Origin of the sequence: Bradyrhizobium sp. 521_C7_N1_3 (assembly GCF_052075975.1) — a bacterium.
GTDB classification, from domain to species: domain Bacteria; phylum Pseudomonadota; class Alphaproteobacteria; order Rhizobiales; family Xanthobacteraceae; genus Bradyrhizobium; species Bradyrhizobium japonicum.
The window spans coordinates 5,663,072-5,686,792 of sequence record NZ_CP197232.1; the positions used below are offsets into that span (position 1 = coordinate 5,663,072).

At 61.1% G+C, this 23,721-nt stretch carries 16 protein-coding genes, 1 tRNA gene and 1 pseudogene; 8 read left to right on the forward strand and 10 right to left on the reverse strand.

Going from position 1 to position 23,721, the window contains the following annotated elements; all coding sequences use genetic code 11:
* Nucleotides 1-13: 13 nt before the first annotated feature.
* Complete coding sequence (locus tag AB7008_RS26335; RefSeq protein ID WP_441259780.1) at nt 14-2,122, reverse strand: tyrosinase family protein; 2,109 nt, start codon at nt 2,120-2,122, stop codon at nt 14-16.
* 576 nt (nt 2,123-2,698) lie between these two features.
* On the opposite strand from AB7008_RS26335, the gene AB7008_RS26340 reads away from it, so the two are divergent.
* The 4 genes from AB7008_RS26340 (at nt 2,699) to AB7008_RS26355 (ending at nt 4,644) form a co-directional block, all read left to right on the forward strand.
* Entirely contained in the window at nt 2,699-2,989 is a 291-nt protein-coding gene (locus AB7008_RS26340; protein WP_028158845.1) for a hypothetical protein, read from the forward strand.
* 505 nt (nt 2,990-3,494) lie between these two features.
* Nucleotides 3,495-3,767 carry a hypothetical protein gene (locus AB7008_RS26345; RefSeq protein WP_028158844.1) on the forward strand — a complete coding sequence of 91 codons (273 nt, stop codon included), beginning with the start codon at nt 3,495-3,497 and terminating at the stop codon, nt 3,765-3,767.
* 203 nt (nt 3,768-3,970) lie between these two features.
* Nucleotides 3,971-4,060: transfer RNA gene (locus AB7008_RS26350), tRNA-Ser, on the forward strand.
* 161 nt (nt 4,061-4,221) lie between these two features.
* Entirely contained in the window at nt 4,222-4,644 is a 423-nt protein-coding gene (locus tag AB7008_RS26355) for an Arm DNA-binding domain-containing protein (protein ID WP_441259781.1), read from the forward strand.
* A 311-nt stretch (nt 4,645-4,955) separates the two neighbouring features.
* On the opposite strand, the gene AB7008_RS26360 is transcribed toward AB7008_RS26355, so the two are convergent.
* From AB7008_RS26360 to AB7008_RS26390, 7 genes are all read right to left on the reverse strand, one after another.
* Nucleotides 4,956-5,234 (reverse strand): hypothetical protein, encoded by a 279-nt coding sequence (locus tag AB7008_RS26360; RefSeq protein WP_441259782.1) that lies wholly within the window; start codon nt 5,232-5,234, stop codon nt 4,956-4,958.
* A gap of 183 nt (nt 5,235-5,417) precedes the next feature.
* A complete protein-coding gene (locus AB7008_RS26365) occupies nt 5,418-6,029 on the reverse strand; it encodes a DUF1127 domain-containing protein (RefSeq protein WP_155256071.1) in 612 nt (203 codons plus the stop codon).
* A 230-nt stretch (nt 6,030-6,259) separates the two neighbouring features.
* Nucleotides 6,260-6,841, reverse strand: a complete 582-nt coding sequence (locus tag AB7008_RS26370) for an isochorismatase family protein (RefSeq protein ID WP_028158823.1) — start codon at nt 6,839-6,841, stop codon at nt 6,260-6,262.
* Between the two features lie 355 nt (nt 6,842-7,196).
* Nucleotides 7,197-7,922, reverse strand: coding sequence for a response regulator (locus AB7008_RS26375; protein ID WP_441259783.1), 726 nt, complete (start codon nt 7,920-7,922; stop codon nt 7,197-7,199).
* Between the two features lie 198 nt (nt 7,923-8,120).
* Nucleotides 8,121-9,776 (reverse strand): indolepyruvate/phenylpyruvate decarboxylase, encoded by a 1,656-nt coding sequence (ipdC, locus tag AB7008_RS26380; RefSeq protein WP_441259784.1) that lies wholly within the window; start codon nt 9,774-9,776, stop codon nt 8,121-8,123.
* The gene (locus tag AB7008_RS26385; protein WP_304489819.1) at nt 9,773-11,158 is read right to left on the reverse strand and encodes an FAD-binding oxidoreductase; all 1,386 of its coding nucleotides are present in this window, start codon (nt 11,156-11,158) and stop codon (nt 9,773-9,775) included. Before AB7008_RS26385 ends, ipdC begins: the two co-directional genes overlap by 4 nt.
* 373 nt (nt 11,159-11,531) lie before the next feature.
* Nucleotides 11,532-11,861, reverse strand: coding sequence for a hypothetical protein (locus AB7008_RS26390; protein WP_304489820.1), 330 nt, complete (start codon nt 11,859-11,861; stop codon nt 11,532-11,534).
* A gap of 149 nt (nt 11,862-12,010) precedes the next feature.
* On the opposite strand from AB7008_RS26390, the pseudogene AB7008_RS26395 reads away from it, so the two are divergent.
* The 3 genes and pseudogenes from AB7008_RS26395 to AB7008_RS26405 all read left to right on the forward strand — a co-directional run bounded on the left by AB7008_RS26395 (nt 12,011) and on the right by AB7008_RS26405 (nt 15,265).
* Nucleotides 12,011-12,961, forward strand: a pseudogene (locus AB7008_RS26395) (LysR substrate-binding domain-containing protein).
* On the forward strand, nt 12,958-14,121 hold the full coding sequence (locus AB7008_RS26400; RefSeq protein ID WP_441259785.1) for a VOC family protein: 1,164 nt from the start codon (nt 12,958-12,960) through the stop codon (nt 14,119-14,121). The pseudogene AB7008_RS26395 and the gene AB7008_RS26400 overlap by 4 nt, the downstream one beginning before the upstream one ends.
* 337 nt (nt 14,122-14,458) lie before the next feature.
* Entirely contained in the window at nt 14,459-15,265 is an 807-nt protein-coding gene (locus tag AB7008_RS26405; protein WP_264621140.1) for a response regulator, read from the forward strand.
* 120 nt (nt 15,266-15,385) lie between these two features.
* On the opposite strand, the gene AB7008_RS26410 is transcribed toward AB7008_RS26405, so the two are convergent.
* Nucleotides 15,386-17,941 carry an ATP-binding protein gene (locus AB7008_RS26410; protein WP_304494828.1) on the reverse strand — a complete coding sequence of 852 codons (2,556 nt, stop codon included), beginning with the start codon at nt 17,939-17,941 and terminating at the stop codon, nt 15,386-15,388.
* 205 nt (nt 17,942-18,146) lie between these two features.
* On the reverse strand, nt 18,147-18,755 hold the full coding sequence (locus AB7008_RS26415) for an acyl-CoA dehydrogenase family protein (protein ID WP_369525486.1): 609 nt from the start codon (nt 18,753-18,755) through the stop codon (nt 18,147-18,149).
* A 1,736-nt stretch (nt 18,756-20,491) separates the two neighbouring features.
* Between AB7008_RS26415 and AB7008_RS26420 the strand changes: the two genes are divergently transcribed.
* The gene (locus tag AB7008_RS26420) at nt 20,492-23,707 is read left to right on the forward strand and encodes an ATP-binding protein (protein WP_441259786.1); all 3,216 of its coding nucleotides are present in this window, start codon (nt 20,492-20,494) and stop codon (nt 23,705-23,707) included.
* The last annotated feature ends 14 nt before the right edge of the window (nt 23,708-23,721 follow it).

The following is a 23,721-nucleotide window of genomic DNA, read 5'->3' on the forward strand; positions in this document are numbered from 1 at the left end:
ACCCAGGAATTGCTCAATCCAGGAAACTGATCGACACGCCTTCCAGCTTCAGAAGCTCCCTCTCCTCCTGGTAGTCGCCGCCGATCACGACCAGCGTGATCTGCAGCGGGCTCTTCTTCTTGAGCGCCTGCCTGGCGGCGGCCGTGACGTCGATGCGATGGACGCGCGGCGTGTTGTGGCTGCGGCCGCGCTGATCGAAGCGCCGCGGCTGTGGCGGCGGGATATCGCAATGGCCGGGACCGCCGTAACAGGCCCCGTGTCCGAAGATCGAGATGTAGCCGGCGTAGTGCGGATTGCCCTTGATCGGCGTCGAGGCATCGGCCCCGGGTTCGTTCAGGAAGGCGCGCACGAAGCAGGAGCGCATCAATTGCGGCACCTGATGCAGGCGGATCTCCGCGCGTTTGAAGCTGCGCGCGGCCGGCGGCACGTTGATCAGCTGCGACACGAAGCGGCTGACCGGCGCCTCGAGTCCAACCGGTATGAAATGCGAGCTGCGGACGTATTCGTAGCCGAACGGCGCGATGTCGAGCGTGTCGCGGATGGTGTAGTTCCACGGCGACAGCACGGAATCGAGATCCGCCGGCAGCGCATTCGGATTGAGCTTCTGCCACTCCCACCAGATCCGATCGATGTTGACGTGGATCGGCCAGAACACCGGGTCGTAGGACGCGGTCAGATTGCTGAACATGTCGCCGAAATCCGGCTGCGAATAGAGATCCGGCCGGGCATGGAAGCGGCGGCCGCCAACCTGCGCGGCGCTGTTGCGACGCGTCGTGAGCGCACGCAGGCGCGCCGTCTCCGCGCCCGGCTGCGGTGTCGTTCCTGTCGCGGTCGGCCCGCCCTGGCAAACATAGGCCGCCTTCCCGGCATCGGGGTTCTGGCCGCCAGTCCAGATGTGCATGGTGTTGTGCGGATTCTGGTCGAGGAATCCGAACGCCGCGTCGTAGATGCTGCCGCCGCCGAAGTCGCGGAAATTGTTGAGGCTCAGGATCTGGGCGATGTCGTCGGCCGAGGGGTAATGATAGTGAATGACCTGGTTGATGGTGCCGCCGCCGTCATACTCCGCAGGATAGCGCAGCGGGTACCAGAGCGAGTTCGAGTGCAGCAGCGCGTCGATGAAGCACTGCCGGTTGGCATTCGCGGGATCGGGCGTGACGGCCGAATAGCCGATCGTGGTGATCAGGTGGCAGAAGAAGCTGTGCTGCGAGGTGAAGGTGACGCGGTCGTGCGCGAGCGCCAGGATCGCCTTCTTCTGAGCCGCCGTCGGCACCGGATCGAGCGCCGCCAACAGCGTCTCGGCCGCTTCCTCGGTGAGATAGGCCTTCATCGAATTCGGAATGATGCGGCCCTTGTCCGGCTCCTCCGGCCGGTACTCCGGCATCGTGAAGTCCCAGTATGGGAGCATCAGCCCGGGCTCGAAGTCCTGAAGGTTCTGTTCGAACTCGTAGAGATAGGCGCGGTGCCAGGGCAGGAAGCGCTCCCAGCCGTGCTGGCAATGGTTCTGGTGGATCAGCGCCTGGTTGTTGTAGTTGCGCCGGTCTTCCGGCCAGTGGTCGAGATCGTAAAGCCGACGGAAGCCGCGGCGCAGCCGTTCGAGCTGCGGCTCGCTCATGCAGTCGATGTTCATGCGCCGCCTGGGCTCGCCGGCATCCGCGGCCGGCGAATAGCCGTCGGCAGCCACCGCAAATTCGGCGATCTCGCTCACCTTCACCGTCGCGGTCTTCGCCGGCTTGCCAGGCGCAAGCTCGACTGCGACGCTGGTCGCATCATCGGGGCAGCCGGCGTCGATCCAGTCGGCAATGCGGTCGACGTCAGTGGGCGCGACGCGCTTGCCGCCCCATGGCAGCCCCGGGAACCGGCCGCCGTCGAACGGTGCGTCACCGCGCAATCCCTTGATCAATCCGGACGCGTCGCTGCGCGCATGCGGCGGGATGCAGCAGGCGTGCCCCTCCGGCACAGGAGCAACCATCTTGATGCCGAAGATCTCGGCCGCCTCCAGCGCCTGTGCGCCCTTGTCCCAAAACCGTCCAGCGCCACCATAATCAGCGGTGCTGTCGCCGGCAGCTTCATCCAGGATCGCCTTCACGCGCGCATAAGCAACGGTCAATGCTTCGGTGTCCATTCCAGCCCCCGGACGGCAAGACGAAGAAGGCGGTCGGAGACTAAGCACAACTTTGGGGTGATGTCACGTAGACACGCACCTTCAACGTCGAAGCAAGCGCGAATATTTTTCAGGGTTGCGTGATCTATTTCATACAACCTTTATCAAATCGACAGATCTGGCCATGCGTCGTGCGGATGAGGCGGATGCGAGCACGAGTGCGTTGCTCAAGCTCAGCGCCGGCCATCGGAGGTGTCCGGTCATCAAACGCTGCGCGATTGAGCGCAGCGTGCAAGTCGTCGTGGGACGAAGCCGAGCCACACCGTGAGCGAATCCGCGCCGAACGACTGTTCGACGAAGCCGAGCTTCGCCCTTCCCGGCCTGTTTCCTCAACGGAGTTGGTTTTCCCCGCGCAAGCGCCAACTTCGCGTTGCCTTGCGCGGTCGACTGCGTTAAGCGACAAGCATTCTCTGTCCGGAAGGGTGGCCGAGTAGTTTAAGGCACCGGTCTTGGAAGGCGAGCGGCTTCGTCCACTCCGATGCATTGATGCCGCAATCGGCGCGATGTTATGCTGGTTGCAGAACCGGGAGTTTCTCGATGCGCAAAATCGCCGTCGCTGTCATGTTCGCCCTGATCGCACAGACCGCATTGGCTGAGGACCATGTTCCAATGTACGGCGAAGAGTCCAAGGCCAAGACGGAGGCCGAGAAGGCAAACGACATTCGGGCCGAGCGCGCCTATCAACGCTCCCTCGGCAATGTTCCCAACCAGAAGGCAGTCGATCCGTGGGGAGCTGCCCGCGGCGACGAAGCGAAGAAGCCGGCCACGCCGGCCAAACCGGTCGTGAAAAATTCGTCCAAGACCAAGAGCGGCAGCACCCCCAACTAGCGAATCCCGCCAGCATGAGCCGGCGGGCGCAGTCACAAACCTGTGGCACGCCCATTGCAAAATTAGCCCTAACTGGGATTTCAGTGCTCAGTTTGAGAATGAGGCGCTGCCGGGACATGTATTTCGAGCCCGGCAGCGTTCTATTTTGAAACTAGTGGGACAGCCGGCCATGCCTCATCATCCGCTGGTGGGCTTCCCGGGAGTGCTAGGCGCGCCAGCGTGCACTGACAGGGCCTGAAACCTTCCCAGCTTTCGCGCGCAAAATCTGTATCCGAGGTTTTTGTTAGTTCCCATCTCCGGGGCTGGAAATGAACACCACCGCCGGGACAATGCATTAGAGCACCTGGCGTGGCGTGAACCGGCGGGCCTGGTCTTTAGCAGCGCCTTGAGCGGCGGCTTCCACCTGAATTTGTAAGGCAGATTTTTTTCTAACCTGAGTTAGTTTTTTCTATGCCCGGCGTCGACTACCCCAATTTTTCTGCGCATGGAGCAAGGGGTCGGCTGGGTGGTTGAACAACTGGGACTGGAGGATTGGGCCTGGCAAATCGCCGCCGACGTGTATCGCTTGAATCTGTATAGCCGACTCACCGGACGAGCGGCCCCGGGGGGCGCCGTATCAGACGAACAGCTTGCCGGAGCAATCCACGAAAGCTTCACTCAAACGAACGACGCCGCTTATCGAGAAATGGTTGAGCTGGCGACCGATGCCGCTTTATCGGCCTACGATCGTGTCGTCTCTCGCAATGTCAAACAGGCGCGCGCTCAACGAACGAACTAACGGTTCGTCGGCGGACCCGGCGGTGCTCTTGCGAAACTACGCGAAGCGCAAGCGCGCGAAGCAGACGGACGAGCCGCTGAACTCGACCTTGTCGGCCTTCGCTACCGGTTTTCTTGGGTCCTGAGCTCTTTGGGTCCGGGCTGGGTCCAAGTTCGCGTTGCGTTCGGTCGTCCGCTAGGCTAAGTGCCTGATCCTGTTGATCCGGAAGGGTGGCCGAGTGGTTTAAGGCACCGGTCTTGAAAACCGGCGTGCCCGCAAGGGTACCGTGGGTTCGAATCCCACCCCTTCCGCCAGTATATTGTTCACCACTGTTCGTGGTCGTTCGAACTCCACAGCAAATTCAGTAACTTATGCCGAAAGACTGTACTTCACAGTTCGTCGGTGTTCTTCCTAATCGGGTCACTGACCGTAGCTGAAGACCGTGGGTTCGGAGGACGATTCTTTCGGAGGAACAATGGCTGGACGGCTCAAACCACTCGACGTAGAGCGCCTTATAAAGCCCGGCAAATACGCCGACGGCGGCGGTCTCTACCTGATCGTCACAGGACCAACCTCGAAAAGCTGGTCTTACAGATATTGGAAAGACGGGAAAGAGCGGTGGCACGGTCTTGGCTCGTTGAAGGAGGTATCGCTAAAGGACGCACGGCTTGCCCAGGATGCGGCCCGGCTGCGCGTCAAAGGCGATCGCAGCACGGCCGGCGTTGACATCGTCCACGAACGCCAATGGGACAAGCCAATGAAGCACGCCGACGAACGACCCTATGCAAATCCGGAAGCGGCCGCGCGCAAGCTTGTCGAGCTCGCAGCCAACGTTGAGGCTGTTCAGGATGGCCGGATCCATATCGAGAGGATCAACGCCCCTTCTTGTTCAAGCTAAAGGGCATCGGCAGCGAGTTCGGCGTCGGGCTCAAACACGCGATCGAGCGCGGCTGGTTGTGGAAGCACTAGGGCGTGTACTCATTAAGCGTCTGACCCGACCGATGTCCGCTCCCCCAACAGCGGCGGAAGAACGGACATCGCACGAAGTCGCAGAAGTTGTAGGCCGGATTGGCTTCGGTGCCGCCTCCACCTCCGGTGCGTAGCTTGGGTTTGCTGAGTTTCGGGGAAGAAAGAACCCTGAGTTTAGATGGATCTGGCGGTGCACGCTGGTATCAGCCGGACTTCGGCGTCGGGCGCGGGCAGCTCTGGTCAGCAGCCGCGGCAAATGATGAGCTTGCGATCGATCTTGATATCCTCTTCGCTGCGCCGTTCGAGGTCGTTCGGGTTTTCAAAAATGACATCTCTGATCTTCGGCTGTCGATGGCCAACCGGCGGGCGTCCGAGCAGTCCCGGACCGGATGGCTGTGACGAGGAGATTTGCACGCTCGCCGAACTGATCAACAATCTTCCCGGCGCAATCACGTGTGCGGCAGCGGCGCGGCCGCTGAGGAGCAAGATTGGAATTATGGTCCGGATCAATTTGTACATCTGCGAGATCCTCTGAGTTGGCCAGACGTGGACGCCGCCGTCCTCGTCGATTTCTGTTGGCAGTGAAGATTGATGGGTGATTTAGCTCTCTGCGATGGCGCTCGCCGAGGCCACGTGCTTTGGGCGCATCTTCGCACCGCACATCAAGAACCCTGTGATATCCGTTGACCGGCAAAAGCTGTGTCAGCAATCACGGCAGTACCTCACCATCCGCTCGATATCCGCTCGGCCGTGGATGCCAAGGTTCCGCAAGGTCCGCTCGTCGTATTTCGACAGGGCTGCGATCGCGCTTTTGATCTCCCGCTCCCGGCGCCAATGCGCCCACAGCGCCGTGAACTTCTCACTAAGCTCGCTCATCCAGCTTCCGCGGCGACGCGGACATAACTCAGCCCTCGCTGCGAACTCCGGCGCGACCTTTGGCGGCCGTAAGCCGCCCTGCCCGTGCGTCATGGAAGGCGGAACGGCTCGGCGCGCCTGGCGAGCATGTGCGGTGGCCAACGCCGCATGCGCGGTGACCAGCGCAGCCTCAGCGATGAACGTCGTGCTCGGATGTAACCACTCGCCGTAGAGGGCGAAACCTGCGATGAAGAACGCCAAGTCCGTCCTGCACCAACGGCTGGTCGGACTATCTGCCTCCACAGTCGGCGCCACAGGCTGCCGTCGAGTGTATCCCGGCATATCGGGATACACTGCGCGGACGAGCTTGCCGCCGAGTCCGTCCGCAATCTGGCCGATCCGCATCCGGCAAGGCCGAACCATCCGATTCACGTTTGAAGAGAGGTACTGTTTGAGCATGGTAAGATTTCTCCTGCGCGATGTTTGCAAGAGATATCCTGAAGCTCCCCTGTCACGGGGGCGTCACGGCTACAGCAAAAATGGTTACAACCGCAGCCGGCCGCATCGAGCTGGATAGTCGTTTGCGCCGGTCACGAAGCGGACTTGCTGATCGACGAAATACCGTCATCGCTGTCACCAGCGAAATGTTCGTGACCGCAGCCGAGAGGTCGCTCGTACGACAGGCGGCCTCACGAATATTCAATGATCGAGACCAGCTTCCTGCCGTTCGGGCTGGTCCAATCGAGCGCCAACTCGGAAACGATCTGTGGAACGGTCACGATCGCTGCGCCCGCCTTGTGCATGCGCTGCAGTGCCAGATCATTACCGACTTGCGAAAACGAAGCCGAGGCGTCAGCCGACACCTGCACCTCATACCCCTCCTCCAGCATTTGCAGCACTGGAAAAGTGATACAAATTTCGGTGGTAATACCAGCCACGAAGAGCTTCTTACGACCGGTTGCCTTGACAGCCTTGTTGAAGCCTTCGTGATGCATCGCGTTGACGATGCCCGGGCGCCGGATCCTTGCAGCAAATGCCTCAGGCAGGATTTGTTCGAGCTCCGGGATGAGCGGGCCGGTGAAATTGATCTGATCCTCCATGCTCGAGGTCAACACCACCGGCATTTCCAAAGCCTTTGCAATTTGCGCGAGCTTGAGCGTGTTTTTCCTGACGATGTTGATATCGAGAGAGTGCGTCCACGACATCGTACCGACCTGGTGATCGATCAGCACCATCGCGGCATTGTCGGGCGTGAAGGCGTTCTTGTGCATGTCAAAACTCCCTTAAGGCAACTTTTTGCGACGGCGGAGCGCCCAAGCCTCAAACAAGCTGCCTGCGCGCAGTAAAAGCTAGCGAGTGAAAGATCCGCGCAAAAGTCGGAAAAATCGCAACACTTCGTCCGCTTTTTATGGACGATCCGCGGATTTTCTCCTGCGCGATGTTTGCAGGAGATATCTTGAAGCCTCCCTGACACGCGGCCATCACGGCCACAGCGAAAACGGTCACGACTGCAGGCTGCCGCCTCCACGTTCACCATCCCTGCTGCCTCTCCCCGCCATGGGCACAGGATACGCTCGCGGGGCCGGATCGCGTTCGCGCGCAACATCCAATTGCAATCGTCGCAACCTAGAACGGCTCGACCGGGATAGTGAAGACGTAACCAACGCCGCGCTCGGTCTGAATGATGCGCGTCGCGCGTGGGTCGGTCTCCAGCTTGCGCCGCAGCCGCAGCACTTGAACATCGATGCTCCGGTCAAAGATGTCTTCGTGGACGCGGGTCGCCTGAAGCAGGTGCTCGCGCGTCAGGGGGCGCTGCGGCGCATCAAGAAAAGCCAGCAACAGGGTGTATTCGCCCTTGCTCAGGGGGACTTGCGTGTTGTTGGCGTCTATCAGTCTGCGGCCGCGACGTTCGAGTTTCCAGCCGTTGAAGCGATAGCCGCCGCGTTCCGGATCACGGCCACGCGCTGCCCGCGCCGCTTCCTGACGGCGCAACACGGCGCGGACGCGCGCCAGGAGCTCTCTCAAGCTGAATGGCTTGATGATGTAGTCGTCGGCGCCGAGCTCGAGCCCGACGATGCGGTCGGTTTCGTCGAGCCGGTGCCCGGTCGTGATGATGACAGGCACATCGGAATGTGCGCGAATTTCTTGCAGCATATTCAATCCATCGTCCTGACCTAGACGAAGGTCGAGAATGATCAGACTAGGCTGCGTTCGTTGAAGATGAAGATGCAGTTCGGCCCAGCTGGATGCGGCCCTGCACGGCACACTGTGCTCTTCCAGATATCCGATCACCATCTGCCGCAAAGCGGCATCATCATCGACGACAATGATATGGCTGACGTCTGCCAACATATTTGATCTCTCAAACTTGCCGTAGCAGCAATCCCGATTGCTGCGTTATGTCTGGGTTGGGACGGGAAATGCTGCTTGCTGCGGCTGAAACGAGAATTAGCCCCGGTATGCCGCCGGCGATCTTGCCCGCACCGTGCCGCGCGCGAGGCATGGGCCGCTTTTGCCTACCCTATACGCCCTCCAACAATGGCAGGCAGGTCAGGATTCACCGTGTGCGTCCGCCGGCCCCGGCGCCCGCACCGCCTTGAAGCCGGCGACGAACCGCGCCAGCGTGTCCGACGTCCTTCCACGGGGCAGCATCACCTCGATCAGCGCGAAGCGGCCGCGGTTCTGTACCGCCCGCTCCAGCGCGGCCGCGAACTCGCGCCGCGTCGTCACCCGCTCGCCGGTGCCGCCGAGCGCCGGCGCGATCTCGGCGAAATGCCAGTCGTCGAGATCGTTGAACGCGGACTCGGGCTGAAACGCGCGCAGCATCTCCCAGCTGCGGTTGTTGAGCAGCACCACAATCGGATCGAGACCGTGGCGGCGGCAGTTGCCGAGCTCCCATCCGGTCATCTGGAATGCGCCGTCGCCGACCAACACGAGCGGGCGGCGTTGTGTCGCCACCGCGACGCCGATGCCGTCCGGCACGCCGAACCCCATGCCGGCGTAGTAGCCGGGCGCCGCCAGCGCGGTGTTGTCGATCTCCATGGCGACGAACAGGCAATCGCCCATGTCGGCCGCCATTGGCATCTTGCCGTGCCGGTCGAACAGGTCGTTGATCGCCGCCGCCACGTCGGACGGCGCAATCGGGCGGTCGTCCGCCGCGAGCCCGCGCGGATAGGGCAGCACCAGCCGCTTGCGACCCGCGGGCTTGTTTCGGCGGGGCGTGCGCCGCACCAGCTCGTCCACCAGGTACTCGATCGGCACGTTACGGTAGACGTGGTGCCCGACCCGCACCTCGCGGCCGACCGCCAGCATCGTGCGCTGCGCATCGAGCTGGCGCTGCGATAGCGCGAAATTGGTGTCGCTGACGATCACACCGAGCAGCAGCATGGCGTCGGCGTCCTCGACCAGCCGGGTGATCTCGGGATGGCCGGCGGCGCCGAGATAAGTCCCGGCCATGACGTCGGCGGCCTCCTCCATCAGGCCGCGCCCCATGAAGGTGGTGACCACCGGCAGCTCGAGCGCCCGCGCGAGCTTTGCGGTCTTGGCCTCGATCCTGTAGCGGCGGATCTCGACATCGACGATCATGACCGGCGCGCGCGCTTGTGCGAGCCTTGCCAAGATCTCCTCGGCGCATTCGGCGAGCGCGCCGGGATCGGCCGGCCGGCACGCCAGCGTCGGCACCGCCGCGGTCCTCGCGCCGACGAGGTCGCGCGGCGCCTCGATGTAAACCGGCAGCGACTGCTCGCGCGCGTTGCGCAGCACGCGCGCGATCGCCTCGGGCGCGCGTCCGGGATCGTCGAGCACCGCCTGGTCGCAGGTGATCTCGCGAAACACCGCGAGCTGGGTGTCGATGCTGCGCGCCTGGTGATGCAGCAGGAAGCCGCCCGCGCGCTCGCGCGCGCCCGGCGCGCCGGCGATCACCACCACGGGCGAGCGCTCCGCGTAGGCGCCGGCGACTGCATTGACCAGGTTGAACGCGCCGGCCCCATAAGTGACCACGGCGACGCCCAGGCCCTGGTGATAGCGTGCGGCCGCGTCGGCCGCGAAGCCGACCCCCGGCTCGTGGCTCAGCGTGTAGTGCGGCAGGATGCGCGATTCCTCGATCGCCTTGTAGAACGGAAGGACGAAATCGCCCGGGATGCCGAAAATCTCGCGCGCGCCGTGCTCCTTCAGGCCCTCGAGCAACGCGGCCGCGAGCGTGGTCATGCTTCGCGCGCCCGAGCTTCGGCAACGATCGGCAGCGGGATAGCGGACCGGAACACATTGTCCGGGTCATAAAGACGCTTGGCCCTGAGCAGTCGATCGGCGTTCTGGCCAAAGCTCGCTGCAGCGCGCGCGACCTCACCCTCGCCCAGCATGTTTGGGTATCCGCCAGGGAGCGCGATATTCGTAAACGCCTCGCGAGCCTCACGTACCCATTGTCGATGCCGCCGTTCTTCCGTCCGCGATCCGTCGTCAAATGACGCAAGGATCTCGATGGACACATGGTCCCGACGCAGACCAAACGCAGTCGTTTCCAATGGGACCTGCGAGGCTGCTCCCTTGAACTCATGGGTGATCATGGAACAGCCGGCCGATGGCGCATTCGCCATTACTTTCGAAAGCATGTCGATGCCGGCCTCGTCGAGTACGGGAAGCAGGCACGTTTCCATAAACACACGCCGCCCATTCACGATGGCCGGATCAAACAGCGACACGGAAGCGCCGTAGCGAACCGTTCCCACAGTATTGGAGAGCGCCGTCCCAAGCTCAAGGAATGGCGCTAGATAGGTGTCGGCCTCGTCGCGCGAACCACTCCAGGTCGGCACAATCATGATGACCGGCGTGCCATCAGGCCCCGCCCCCGCGACGACCTGCACGGTCAGTTCGTCCGGCGCGAACCGAGCCACGTCGGCGTAGCGTCGAAGTACGTCCCGGGCTTGCGAGAACGGATAGACTAGCGCGCCGGAAACGACGAAGGGCAGTTGGTGCAGCTGAATCCGCATAGCCGTCACCACGCCAAAATTGCCGCCGCCGCCGCGCAAGGCCCAGAATAGGTCTTCGTTGCGCCCGCGCTCCGCGATCACTAGCTGGCCGTCCGACAGGACGACGTCGGCCGCTATCAGATTGTCGAGCGCAAGCCCAAAACGTCCGTTCAGCGGACCGTAGCCGCCACCCAGTGTAAGCCCGGCCATGCCGACCGTACTGCACGAGCCTGTCACCGCGGCGAGCCCGAGTGGATCGGTCGCCGCGAGCAGATCGGAGGCACGGCTCCCGCCGGAGACCGAGGCAATGTCGGCTTCAACGACCACATCCCGCATACCACCAAGGTCAAGCACGAGCCCATCGCACAACGCGCGACCGGCCCAATCATGGCCGCCGCCTAGCACGGATAGCGGCAGGTCTGCGGAACGCGCGGCCGCAACGGCAAACTGGATGTCCTGCGGCGCCCGACAATGGACGATGGCACGAGGCTGCCGCCCGACCGGCTTCGCCCAGATGGCGCAGGCGGCCTTATAGCCTTCATCGCCTTGTGTTGAGATCCGACCTTCGAGCTGGCCACTGAGCCTACGGAGGGCACCATCAATATCCTGAGTCTTTTCTAGCATACCGGCTTCCTGACGGTTGTTCGTGACGACTTCCCCAACAACAGGCGTGAAGCTTGGCCGCCAAGCCGTACCAAAGCCATTTCAAGTGCGGTCTAATTCGTTACAGATGTTACGGATTGTAGCGTCAGCGCTCGCCTTGTAGTGTCTTGCGATATGCTCACAATCCGCGCGCTCGGTCGGTCCCCGATCTCGCCGCGGGGAAGGCCGGCTGCACCGGCGATACAGCGACAATTGTCCGGTTTTGTCGGATACAGAGTATGTCTGCAGGGCACTACTTGGACTGTCCGCCCTTCCTTAGGCTTATGACTCTTCCGCAACGAAGTGTTCACGACTCAAAGGAAAGACGATGCCGACTAGTTTACTCCAGCATGTCTCACCCGAGGACGCAGCGCTCGTTATTGATTTCCAGCCGCAGATGTTCATGGGCGTTGAGAGCCATGACCGCCTGAAACTCAGATGCAATCCGCAGATCATCGCCAAGGCTGCCAAGCTCTTCAAGTTTCCGACCTTGCTGACGACCGCAACCGCGAACGCCTCCGCCGGCCCCTTCGTGCCCGAGGTCGCCAAGGATGTCTTTCCCAATGATCCGATCCAGGATCGCGCGTCGATCAATGCCTGGCTCGACTCCGGCTTCGTCTCCGCCGTGGAGGCAACCGGACGGAAAGCGGCAGGTCATCACCGAAGGCGTGATGGACATCGTCAAGGAGCACACTGCCTTCCGCATCAATATCTACTTCTCGAAGTGAGCACTCGGCGAAAACATCGGGCGAAAGTGACAGGTCGACCCAAAGGGGCTTGTGTTTGGATGAATCAAAGGGAGGTGTAGTTGCTCACGAACTCACACGGAACGGCATGAAACCCGCCAACCTTCGTATCGATGTCATCACGACGTTTATCGCAATCGTCGAAGCGGGAAGCATGCGAGAAGCCAGTCGGCGTCTTGGCGTCTCCAAGTCTGTCGTCAGTCAACGCCTCAGCGCACTGGAGGCAGCCCTGAATGTCCGGCTGCTGAGCCGGTCGACGCGGCAGCAGGCCCTCACCGATAGCGGCAAATATTTTTTTGAGCGTTGCCAGAAAATCGCCGAGGATTTCCAACTCGCAGCCGAAGAAGTGAGCGATCGGCAGGACGAGTTCTCCGGCACGATCCGCATCGCCGCCCCGATGAGTTTTGCTGTACTACATCTGACTGACGTGTTTTCGACTTTCTTGCAGACCCATCCCTTGATCGATCTCCAGATCGAATTCGACGACCGCATGCATGATCTGGTCGGCGACTCCTTCGACATGGCGGTCCGAATTGGAAGGCTGAAGAATTCCGCGCTGATTGCGCGCCGGTTCGGGCTGAGCAATCGGGTAGTGGTCTGCTCGCCGCGCTACATTGCCGAGAACGGAAAACCCCACTCGATCGAGAGTCTCGAGAACCACTACGCCGTCAGCTATGCCAATCTCACCCCCTAGTCGGAATGGATTTTCCGCCGAGGCGACGAGATCAAGAGCGTGACGCCAAAGAGCCGCATGAGGGTCAATAGCGGCGATATCCAGCTGGCGGCTGTGAAAGACGGCGTGGCGATTGCAGCACTGCCCCTCTTCATCGTTCACAGGGCGATCGAGGCGCGCGAGGTCCAGATCGTCGACCTCGATTGGCAGTTGGTGCCAGACGACCTTTGCATCGTTTATCCGCAGAACCGTTTTCTGGCAAGGAAAGTAAGAGCGCTGTCCGCTGCCATCATCGCCCACATCGGAAGTCCGCCTCGCTGGGAGAGCCGGCTTAGCGCAGAACAACAGGAGAAGCTAAAATCATGAATCAGATGATCATCAACGGCGTCAACAGCCAGACTTTCGTCTGCTCGGATCTCCAAAAAGTCGAGCATTTTTATACGCTCATGCTCGGTCTTCGCGTTGTCAAGCGCACTGTCAGCCATCTCGATGGACGATTGCCAGTGATCACCTTCGGCTTCAACAGCCTCGCGGAGGAGCCACGATCGCAAACCATAACCTACCTCGAATGGAATCCGATCTTCTACATGATGCCGAAGGAGGGATTTACCGATCCCTCCCTCGTGGCAGATGCTGTTTCAAACCCGCGCGCAGGTGATCCTAAGGGGCGCTGGGGCGCCGGCACCAACCATCATCTTGCCCTTCACGTCCCTAATCGAAACGGACTTTTGAAGTGGAAGCGGCGGCTTACGGACTTTGGCATTCATGTCACTGGCCCATATAACCGACACTACTTCCATGCGATCTATTTCCCCGACCCGGACGGCGCGATCATCGAAATCGCAACGTCGGAACCCGGCTTCGGTCATGACGAAGTTGTTCTGGGATCGGAATTCAAGCATCAGCCTGCGGAAAATCTGGTCGGCGGCCGGAGCGAATTGTCCATCGCGTCAGAGACCTGGCCGGCTCCGATGCCTGTTATCGGCGATGATTACGCGTTGCGCGGCTTCCACCATATCACGTCAATTTCCAGCAACGCAGAGCGCACGGAGAAATTTTTCGTCGAAACAGTTGGACTGCATCTGATCAAGAGGACCGACTACCTCGACGAGAAGGGTGGAACGCATTACTACTATGCCTGCGATCAAGACCTTTCTCCCGGCTCGGTGATCACATTCTTCGGCCTGCCCAACTATGCTCCGGGACGGCTCGGAACCGGTCTTTCCCATCATTTCACGTTGGAGGTCGAAAACGAGCCGGCGCTTGCCGATCAACGCGTACGCCTGAAGCGCGCCGGCGTCGAGGTTTCCGGCATTCAGGACGCAATCTATTCGAAGCTCTTCCATTTTCGTGATCCCGACGGCCATATCTGTGCCGTCTCGACGCCCAGCGACTTTACTGTAGACGAGGATAGGGAAGATCTCGGTCAATCTCTCTGTTTGCCCGAATCGCTTGAACCGCGCCGCGCCGAAATTGAACGACACCTTGCGTTTCGGCCAGCACCGACGCCGATCCTCCCTGAGTGAGAGTCGTTGGGGCGCGGTGCTGCCGCGCCCCATCGAAAGGAGGTCACTTCCAGGCCACGCCTCCATTTCCGGCGAAGCGTTCATGCAGTCGGAAATCAACCAGCGCACCGATGTAATCGTGTGCACGTTCTGCCAACGGAGAGGTCGTAGTCGGCCCCCATAAAGGGCCCATTTGGCAAATCGATACGAATTGATTTCACGACCGGCCTTTTCGCATCAGCGCTGCGACCAACTCTTGTCCTGGCGCGGCCAATTACTTGATCCGCGGACTATCGTCGCAAGACGCGTATTCGATATGGCGCATCCTAAAACGATCCGGGAGCGTCGGAGAAATAAAATGGACGAATGTATCGATAGAACAACCGCTCTTTTCGCCGGCGCGGCAGGTGGACCGCTTGGACCAACGGACACACCCAGCAAAGAGCACCCGACGTTCACATGCCTCCTCGTCGAGGACGATGACGCCCTCCGCCTCCTGGTAGCGAATTATCTGGAGGAAAATGACGTCCGCGTGATCTGCGCATCCCGGCTGTGCGACGTGGCACCGCTGCTCGCGCGCAACCAACCCGACCTGATCGTGCTCGACTTGCGGCTCGGGCGAGAAGATGGCCTCGATCTGCTTCGTGAACTCCGCGCGCGATCCGATATACCCGTCATCATCACGACCGGGCACCGGCCCGACGAGATCGACCGTATCGTCGGGTTGGAGCTCGGAGCTGACGACTACATCACCAAGCCATTTAGCTTGAGGGAATTGTTGGCCCGCATCCGCACCATCTTGCGACGCCGAGACGCGGAACCGACCAAACGGCAGCGCGAGAGCGAGAGAGGCAGCCTTCGCTTCGGGGGATGGCGCCTCGAGCGGCGGACGCGCCGCCTCACCAATCCGCGAGGCGAACCGGTCGCCCTTACCAAGGGGCAATATGCGCTGTTGACAGCATTCCTCGATGCACCACAGCGGCCGCTGTCCCGCGAACACCTGCTGCAAGCGACGCGTGTCCACGAAGACGTATTCGACCGCAGCATCGACATGCAAGTCATGCGCTTGCGCCGCAAACTCGAGGACAGCGGGCGTAGCCCCTCGATCATCCGCGCCGAACGCGGCGTCGGCTACGTTTTCACGCTTCCTGTGGCGACCTCATGATACCGAGGCTCGGGCTTTCCCGCCCTATTGCCTGATGACGGGCTGAAATTGATACGATAAAACTCCGGCAATTTGCTATCAAGGTCGAACGAAAATGCAGCAGGTACAGCTGCCCCAGCTTTATCGGTCGGCTGACGAGGACCCTGCACGGCGCAGGACTTCCTGGAGGCTCCGCGCCAGGTCTACAGAGCGAAAAGGTTTGCGTATGATCGAAAACTCATCCACCGCATCATGTCGTTGCAACACATCTCTCGCGTAACCCGACGTGAGCAGTATCTTGATGCCTTTCCGCAGTCGCCTCGCTTCGCGAGCAAGCTCAACTCCGCTCATACCTTTTTGCATCACGATATCGCTGAACAAAAGTTCAAATTCCTGGTCGCTCTGAAGGATCCGAAGCGCCTCCGCGCCGCTCCGGGCACAAGAAACCTGATAGCCATGTACGGTCAGCATTTCCGACGTGACTTCCAGAATATCGTCGTTGTCATCGACCAACAGGATTCGCTCGGAGCCGGTTGCTATAGGCTGAGCCTGTCGGGTCTCTTCCTCCGGTTCAAGTTTCTGCGTGGCCTTAGGCAGATACAGAGCAATCGTGGTTCCCGCTCCAGGTGCACTTTCAATGGTAATGTGTCCTCCGGACTGTCGGACAAAGCCATAGACCATGCTGAGGCCAAGCCCGGTCCCCTTGCCGACCTCCTTGGTCGTGAAGAAGGGCTCAAACACCCGATCCAGCACTTCAGGAGACATCCCGCACCCGGTGTCTGTGACGGACAGCCTGACGTAGGCCCCCGCCAAACACCCCGCAATGGCGCCCTCCTCCGCCACGATGTTCCGCGTTTCGATCTGGAGCACACCGCCATCCGGCATGGCATCACGTGCGTTCAGCACCAGGTTGAGGAGAGCGGTTTCCAGCAGCGACGGATCAACCTGGCACAGCCATAATTGATCATCGGTCCGCAGCCAGACCTCGCATGCCGCCCCGACGGCCTGCCGAACGAGCCCCTGAAACGCGGAAATGAGCTGGTTAGCGTTGACCACCTTTGGGTTCAATGTTTGCCGCCGTGAAAACGCCAGAAGCTGCGCTGTCAGTTCTGTCCCCCGGTTAATGGCACGCCGTGCGGCCGCGGCGAACTTGCGAACCTTGCCAACATCCGTGGCCGCCTCGACGAGTTCGAGATTCCCGGAGACCACCGTGAGCAGGTTGTTGAAGTCGTGCGCAACTCCGCCAGTGAGCTGGCCTACGGACTCCATCTTGTGGCTCTGGTGCAACTGCTCCTCGGCCAGGCGGCGCGCCTCCAGGGCATGCTTGTGTTCGGTGATATCGCGGAAAAAAATTGCGATGCCCTGGCTGGAAGGAAACGCATTGATTGCGTACCAGATATTCCGGCGCGGACAGTACACTTCGGCGAACGCCGGATGATCCTCTGATACTTTCTCCCGAATTTGGTGCAAGATTTCCCTGTCACGGTCGCCTCGAAACGCCTCGAACAGAGTCATGCCGATGATATCGCGGCCCTCGGCGACCTGTGCCCAGGCCGGCCCGTTGATATAGCTGACGCGCCAGTCCCGATCGATGATGACTATGCTGTCGTTTGTGCTTTCAAAGATCGTAGTGATCCGGGCGGCCGCCTCCTCGGCTATCTCCTTTGCCTTAGACAATTCCTGCTCACGGTGCTCCAACGCGTCCGCCATGGTGTTGAACGCGTCAGCCACCCGCGCGATTTCTGCATTTCCGCTGATGTCTACGCGGCGGGAAAATTCACCGAGCCGCCATTGGTATGCGGCATCGACCAGCTGCCCAAGCGGGCGATGGATAAACTGCCGGGCGCCCAACGACACCAGTGCCAACACCAGCGCGGTGCTCAAGAGGATCAGGAATGTGTCGCGCAGCGTTTCACGTCGGATCTCGGCGAAAGCCTGCGCCTTGTCGAGGCCGAAGCTGACGACAAGCCCGCCGGAGTCGTCCTGAAGGGCGGAGTAGCCTTCGATCCGCTCGACGCCATCGACATCGACGATATCGACCGCGCCGCGGTCGTCCACCGTCAAATGTTTGTCACCGGGCATCTTTGTACCGACAAACCGGTCGTTGTCGGGATAGCGGGCAAGATAGGTTCCGTTGCGGTCCGTGACGGCGAGCGCGACTCCTTTCGAAGCTCCCTTTTGAGCGATGTCGTCGGCGAGCCACTCCAGGCCCAGACTCGCAGCGACAACGCCGCCCATACTCCCATTGTCGTCGTAGAACGGCAGTGCAAACAGTATGACCTTGCGGCCTGACGCCAGACCTATGGAGAATTCTCCTACCGCGAATGCACCGGTCGCGAGCGCTCTCGCGAAGTAGGCGCGCTTGGAAACGTCAATCTGCTTTTGATCGCCGGTGTGGCAAAAACTCACGCCGTTCAAGTCGGTCGCGAAGAAGGTAATGAAAGCGGGAAACCGCTCCTTCACCGTAGCGAGGTAAGTCGTGCATCCTAGGCTATCCCTCGACTTGATCTGTGGGAGTTCCGACAGCGCGATCAAGACCTGACGAATTCCCTGGACGATCTGTCGCTGGTCTGCCGCCGCGAGCTTGGCCAGGCTGAGCGCATGGTCCTGCACTTCGAGTTGGCGCGCGCGGCGCCGATCGAATTCGTTGTACGCCTGGAGCGCGATCGCCGGCAAAAGCGCGACAGCCACCAGCACGAATAGCCTTGACAGGAGAGTCACTTGCGATCTGGCCCCAACCTAAGAATATTCGTTCACCGGAGACGATTGCCACTCCGGTTCAAACAGGTTTTCCAGAGGAGCGTTGGCTACACCCCTGATGGCGACTACCGGAGTACGAATCGCACCGGGAGCGTCTTGGGACCGCCGACGAACGTCGAGGCGGAGCGCTTCGGCTCGCCGGTCAGGCTGTTCTGCCGGCCAACTTCGTACACATCCTGATGCCGGGTCTGGAGCCAGAACGGATCATACCCGTCAGCCTCGACGAGCCCGACCGGATTGTTGGCCCGAAGCCAACGCTGGTTTGATAACAGTGCATCACGTTCGGGGTCTTGACGGAAGACACAGTGACGCACCCCCGAAAGCCACCGTGCGTGGCGGACAACCGGTCTGTGATGTGTTTTGGAAACAACGCGTAGAGACACCACGCGGCGTTGTTCATCACAGCCGCAACCCAGCCAACGGATAGATCGCCGCGTCCCAGCTCTGCGATTGTGGCCTTTCTGGTCCTCACATTAGCTTGCAAGCCGCCGTAGCTTTGGGGCGTCGACAGCCCAAACAGCCCCTCCGCAAGGAGGCGGTCGAAAAGATCGTGCGGAATTCTGCCGAGTGCGTGAATCTCCTCCGAGCGGCGACGGAGCTCTGGAACAAGGTTCCGGACGCGAGCCACGACTGATTCATCCACCCCCGCCGAAGAACCGCACCTGGTATCGGCAAGATTTCCGATATTCGCTTTATGACGCGCCCTCGCTTTTTGTGTTTGCGGAAACTCAGCTGCGTGTTGGTCAACCATTGCGCACCTGCTCTTTCTGGAAATAGGTGTTGACGCCAAAGGACGAGTCAGTACGCCGCTAACACTCCATCGCAGCAGCCGCCATCTTCGCCGACGTGCGCAAATATGAGGCGACCTGCCTGTCACAGCATGGTTTCAGCGCGGACGAAGCGCGTTACAATTGTGACCAAACCCGATGCGTAGAAGTACCTTGGTGAAAGAGTTGCGGGACCTTGATCGCTCGCCTAGAGATCGCAGCGATCGGATCGGCTCGCCGACGTAACTCCAATAAGACCGATCACCCGAGGGTTTCTAATGAGATTACTCAAGCTGATCGGATTGGCCTTTAAACGCGACGACAGCACGAGCCACAGCGGCATCGGTTGAGGACCTCACCATTAATGACCGACACTGAGGCCGCTTTTGGCCGTCGAAGCGCTCGCCGCTGTACGTGATTGCATCAGCATGTAGCTGGACTAACCGAGCATCGTCATCAGCACGAATAGGTCGCCTTTGGCAGCGTGCAGTCCGAGCAACGTGTGCATGTCTCCGCGCGTGACATCAGGAAGCCGCCGAAATTTGCATTCACGAAGCGGCCGTGAGCCGCGGAAGACGCTCCGGCTCCAGCCTTGGCAGAAGCTGGAACGACTTCACTCGCTGTGGCCTTCGTTATTGCAGGGTTGTAAACGCAGACGATTCGTCATCTGCCGATGCCGGTCGCGCGGCTGGTGCCCAATCGGTGCCTGGCGGTCCAATTGCCCCCCTATCATCCCCTTTCTGGCCCCCTCGGTCGGCTGCGGACACGATTCACAGCGTCAATCTCTCGGCCTCTGCTTCAGCAGCGGAATGCGACAAGCTCGACAGAGGTTTCCGCCTTTTCCAATCGCAGCACATCCTCTGAAATATCCAGTACGGTGAACCGGCCGGTTTTCGGTCGCTCATACCAAACAACGTACCTCGCCTTCATTTGTGCTACGCGACATGGTGCTCAATTAGCGCAGCACCGCTCGGCTGGCGAAGGCGGACATGCCGTAGTTCGCTCTTCCTGGTGCGGCTCCGAGACCCGTCAATTCCCAATAGCGCAACATAACGGCTTCGCGTAGCCCACGGCTTGAGCTCAATACGGAGCCGATGCCTAAGACGATCAGCAGCAAGCCCAACCAGGTCACCGCCCAGTCCCTCCCCTCATCGCCGCCCCCCTAGGCCGCATGCCCACCGGCAGAGCCGGGGGCATCGAGGCAGCAGCGACGTCACTTGCGGCCGCAAGAAGCTTCTCTACGTCAACTTGGGGCGGCACGGAGAACTCCGACGTGAGCTGGCTGGCACGTCGATGCAGGTCGGGTACCGCTTGTATAGGGGCCGTCGTGCTCGTACCGGGTTCGGAAGAAGCATCAGCTACTTTGAATTCGGGTACAGGAGGCTGAGACTGCTCGGCTGGTCTGGACCGCAGCAACTCTGCGCGCGCGTCAACAAGGCGGCGATGACGTCGTGTTCGATTTCTCCAAAAGGGTACGGCACGCCGTCACGTCGGATGACGTCGGGGATGCTTCGCGGCCGTGGACCCGTCCTAAAGCGCGCCTGGGAAGCACTGCCATTTCGCGAGTTTGACGCAGAATGCGCTGTACGACTGCGAGCACATGGTATTCAATCCCTGGAACTGTCTGCCTGGGCACGGTCCGCTCGGCAGCGTCAACTGGATGCGGCTCACCGTCTATCTTGCCTCGCGCAGGTACGGCGGAAAGTGAACTTGGTGGGTCATGAGCAGCGAGCCGAAGCCCGATCGTTTGGGCGGACTTCAGCGGACACAGGGGCCGCCGAATGTCGAGAATGAGGCCCCGCATGCCGAACGCCGCCAGCTCACCGTGACATTTATCGATATCGTCGGTTCGACACCCCTGAGCGAGCGGATCGATCCCGAGGAGTTCTTCGCGATTATCAGAACTTACCGCGATATCTGCGACGAGCAGATTCGCCGCTACGGCGGTCATATCGCCAGAATGATTGGTGACGGGTTGCTCGCATTTTTTGGCGTCCCGCAAGCCCATGAAAATGATCCTGAGCGCGCGGTCCGCGCCTCTCTGGCGATTGCCGCGGCGATCAAGGAACACAAGTTTCTGCTATCGGACGGCAGCTTCGTTCGCCTGGGCGTGCGCATCGGGGTCAACACCGGGGTCGTCGTCGTCGGCAGCGTGCCCGGCGAGCCCCCCGATCGACGGGAGGTGTTCGGCAGTACGGCGCATGTCGCTGCCCGCCTGCAGGGATTGGCGAACGAGAACGGTATCGTGGTCGGCTCGAGCACTTACGACCTGACCCGCAGGACGTTCAGCTATGCGCCGCTTGGCCGGCAAGCTCTCAAGGGCGTGGAGGAGCCGGTTGAGGCCTGGCGTGCAGAGGCGCTTGGGTCACACGAGAGCAGGTTCGACCGCGCGCGGAGATCACCTCTTGCCCCGATGATAAATCGAACCGGCGAAAGTGCGTTGCTTGCCGAGATGTGGCAGCAAACTCTCGCAGGCTCGGGGCAGGTCGGCGTCATTTCCGGCGAGCCCGGCATCGGCAAGTCACGTCTGATCCGCCAGTTTCGCAATTCGCTTGGTGTGTCTCCCCGTAATGTTCTGTCGCTGCAATGTTCGCCATTCCACGTCAACACGCCGCTTGCCCCGGAAATCGAGCGGCTGACGCGCGCGACCGGCATCCAGGAGGCCGATGACGCAGAAGTCGCGTTGGCGAAACTGCGATCGCTCCTGGAGGACTCCGTCACCGATCTCGGGCAGGCGCTTCGCTACTACGGAGCGGCGCTGTCGATCCCCGCATGTCCGGGATACGAGCCTGCGGATTTCGGATCTCCGTTTGAGCGCGAGCGTGCGTTCCAGGTGTTTGTCGATGCCCTCGTCGCCGCCTCGCGCAAGCAGCCGATCCTCGGAATCGTCGAGGACGTCCAGTGGATGGATCCGACCACCATCGAGCTGCTGGGACGCGTGAGAGCCCGCTGTCCTGGCGAACGGATAATGGTCCTGATCACGCATCGCGACGACTACAAGGCCGACTGGCTGTCGGGCCCGGCCATTCGACGGATCACCCTGCAGAAGCTGGCGGCGCATGAATGCGAGCAGATGGTCGCAGCCGTCGCGGGCAGCGATCTCGTACCGCGCCGGATCACCAGCCAGATCGTGGAGAGGACCGACGGCGTGCCGCTCTTCGTCGAGGAGTTCACGCGAGCCGTCGTCGACGCCGGCGCGGTCCCGCTGGCCGCAGAGAGCCCTGCGCCGAAGTTGCCGGAAACACTGGTGCCGGCAAGTATCCACGATTCACTGATGGAACGCCTCGACCGTCTCGGTCCCGCCAAGCGCGTCGCCCAGATCGCCTCCGTTTTCGGAAGGCGTTTCGACTATTCAGGGATTTTCAACGTGCTTCCGGACCAGAGCCAAACGCTGCCAAAAGCGCTGCGGGCTCTCGAGAGAGCGGGGATCGTGTATCGCACCAAGGAACCCCAGGGCGAGGTCTTCACGTTCAAGCACGCGATGATACAGGAAGTCGCCTACTCCTCGTTGCTCATGGAGGAAAGGCGTGAACTCCATGCGCGCGTCGCATCGTGGCTGCTCCAGGACGCCTCCATTGAAGAAAGCAGCCAGCCAGCGGTGCTGGGCTATCATTATGCGCGCGCGGGCAACGTTCCGGAGGCGATCGAGGCCTGGCTCCAGGCTGGCAAATCCGCACTACGCAGATCTGCGACCAAGGAAGCCGTGGCTCATCTTCGCGAAGGTCTCTCGCTGATCTCCAAGATGCCGGCGTCGCCACGGCGCTTCGAGGCTGAAATCGGACTGCAATCCAATCTGGCGATGGCGTACACGGCCAACGCCGGATGGTCCGATCCGAACGTCTATGGCCCGTACAGTCGTGCACTCGAGCTTTGCGCGAGCCATGGCACCATTCGCGAGAAGGCGACGGTGCTGTGGGGAAGTACCATAGCAAAGCTGGTCAACTGCGAGCTTACCAAGGGGCTCGAACACGCGCAGGATTTCGTCCGGCGGGCAGAAGAGTGGCGCAACGACGAGGCCGCTCTCATGGCCTACACGGCTGCCGTCATCGCCAACTTCTTTCTCGGTCGCTTGCAGCAGGCGAGTGAGCTCGCAGCCCTGGTCCGCGCACGCTACAATCCGCGCGAGCACGGCAAGCTGGTCCAGATCTACCAGCATGATCCGTTGATCGTATCGCTGGTCTATTCCGGACACATCGAATGGCTGTTGGGCCGGCCCTGCCGGGCCAGGGAGTGTTGCATGACGGCGCGGCAGCACGCGAACGAGATCGGGCATCCGTTCATGGTGGCCTTTGCCTCGATTCTCGGCGTTGCCGATCACTGGTATGAGGGCGATCTCGCGGAGAACCTTACCAGCGTAAAGCGCGGCCTAAAGGTCGCTGATGAGTATGGCTATCCGATGTACCGGGTCATCGGCCCATTGTGGGCGACCGCCGCGTTGGCGGCACGAAGCCCCGCACCGGACGTGCTCGAACAACTATGCGGCTTGCTCGATAAGCTCCCCCCCGAGAACCAGTGCATTCAGATGCCGCTCTATCGAATTCTGCTGGCCACGGAATTCGGACGGATCGGGCAGATAGAAAGGGCCCGGAGCTTCGCCGCTTCGGCTGCGACCCTGATGAAGCAAACCGGCGAACGCTGGGCTGCTCCCGAGATCTATCGGATCCACGGCACGCTGCTGTCTCGCGAACCGTTGCGGGACGACCGGGCTGCCATGCGCATGTTCAAACGCTCGCTCGTCTCCGCCAGGCAGCTCGGGGCGGTCGGCTGGGAATTGCGCACGGCGATCAGCATCGCGCGGCTGGTCAGCGCAGGCGAGAGCGCAGACGGACGCTCTGAGGCACGAGACCTGCTAATATCGACCCGGGCGAAATTCGCATCCGCGGAAACTTCCCGCGATCTGCGCGAGGCTGATGATCTGGTGAGAGTGTTGAACTAGTGTTGGCGCCTAAG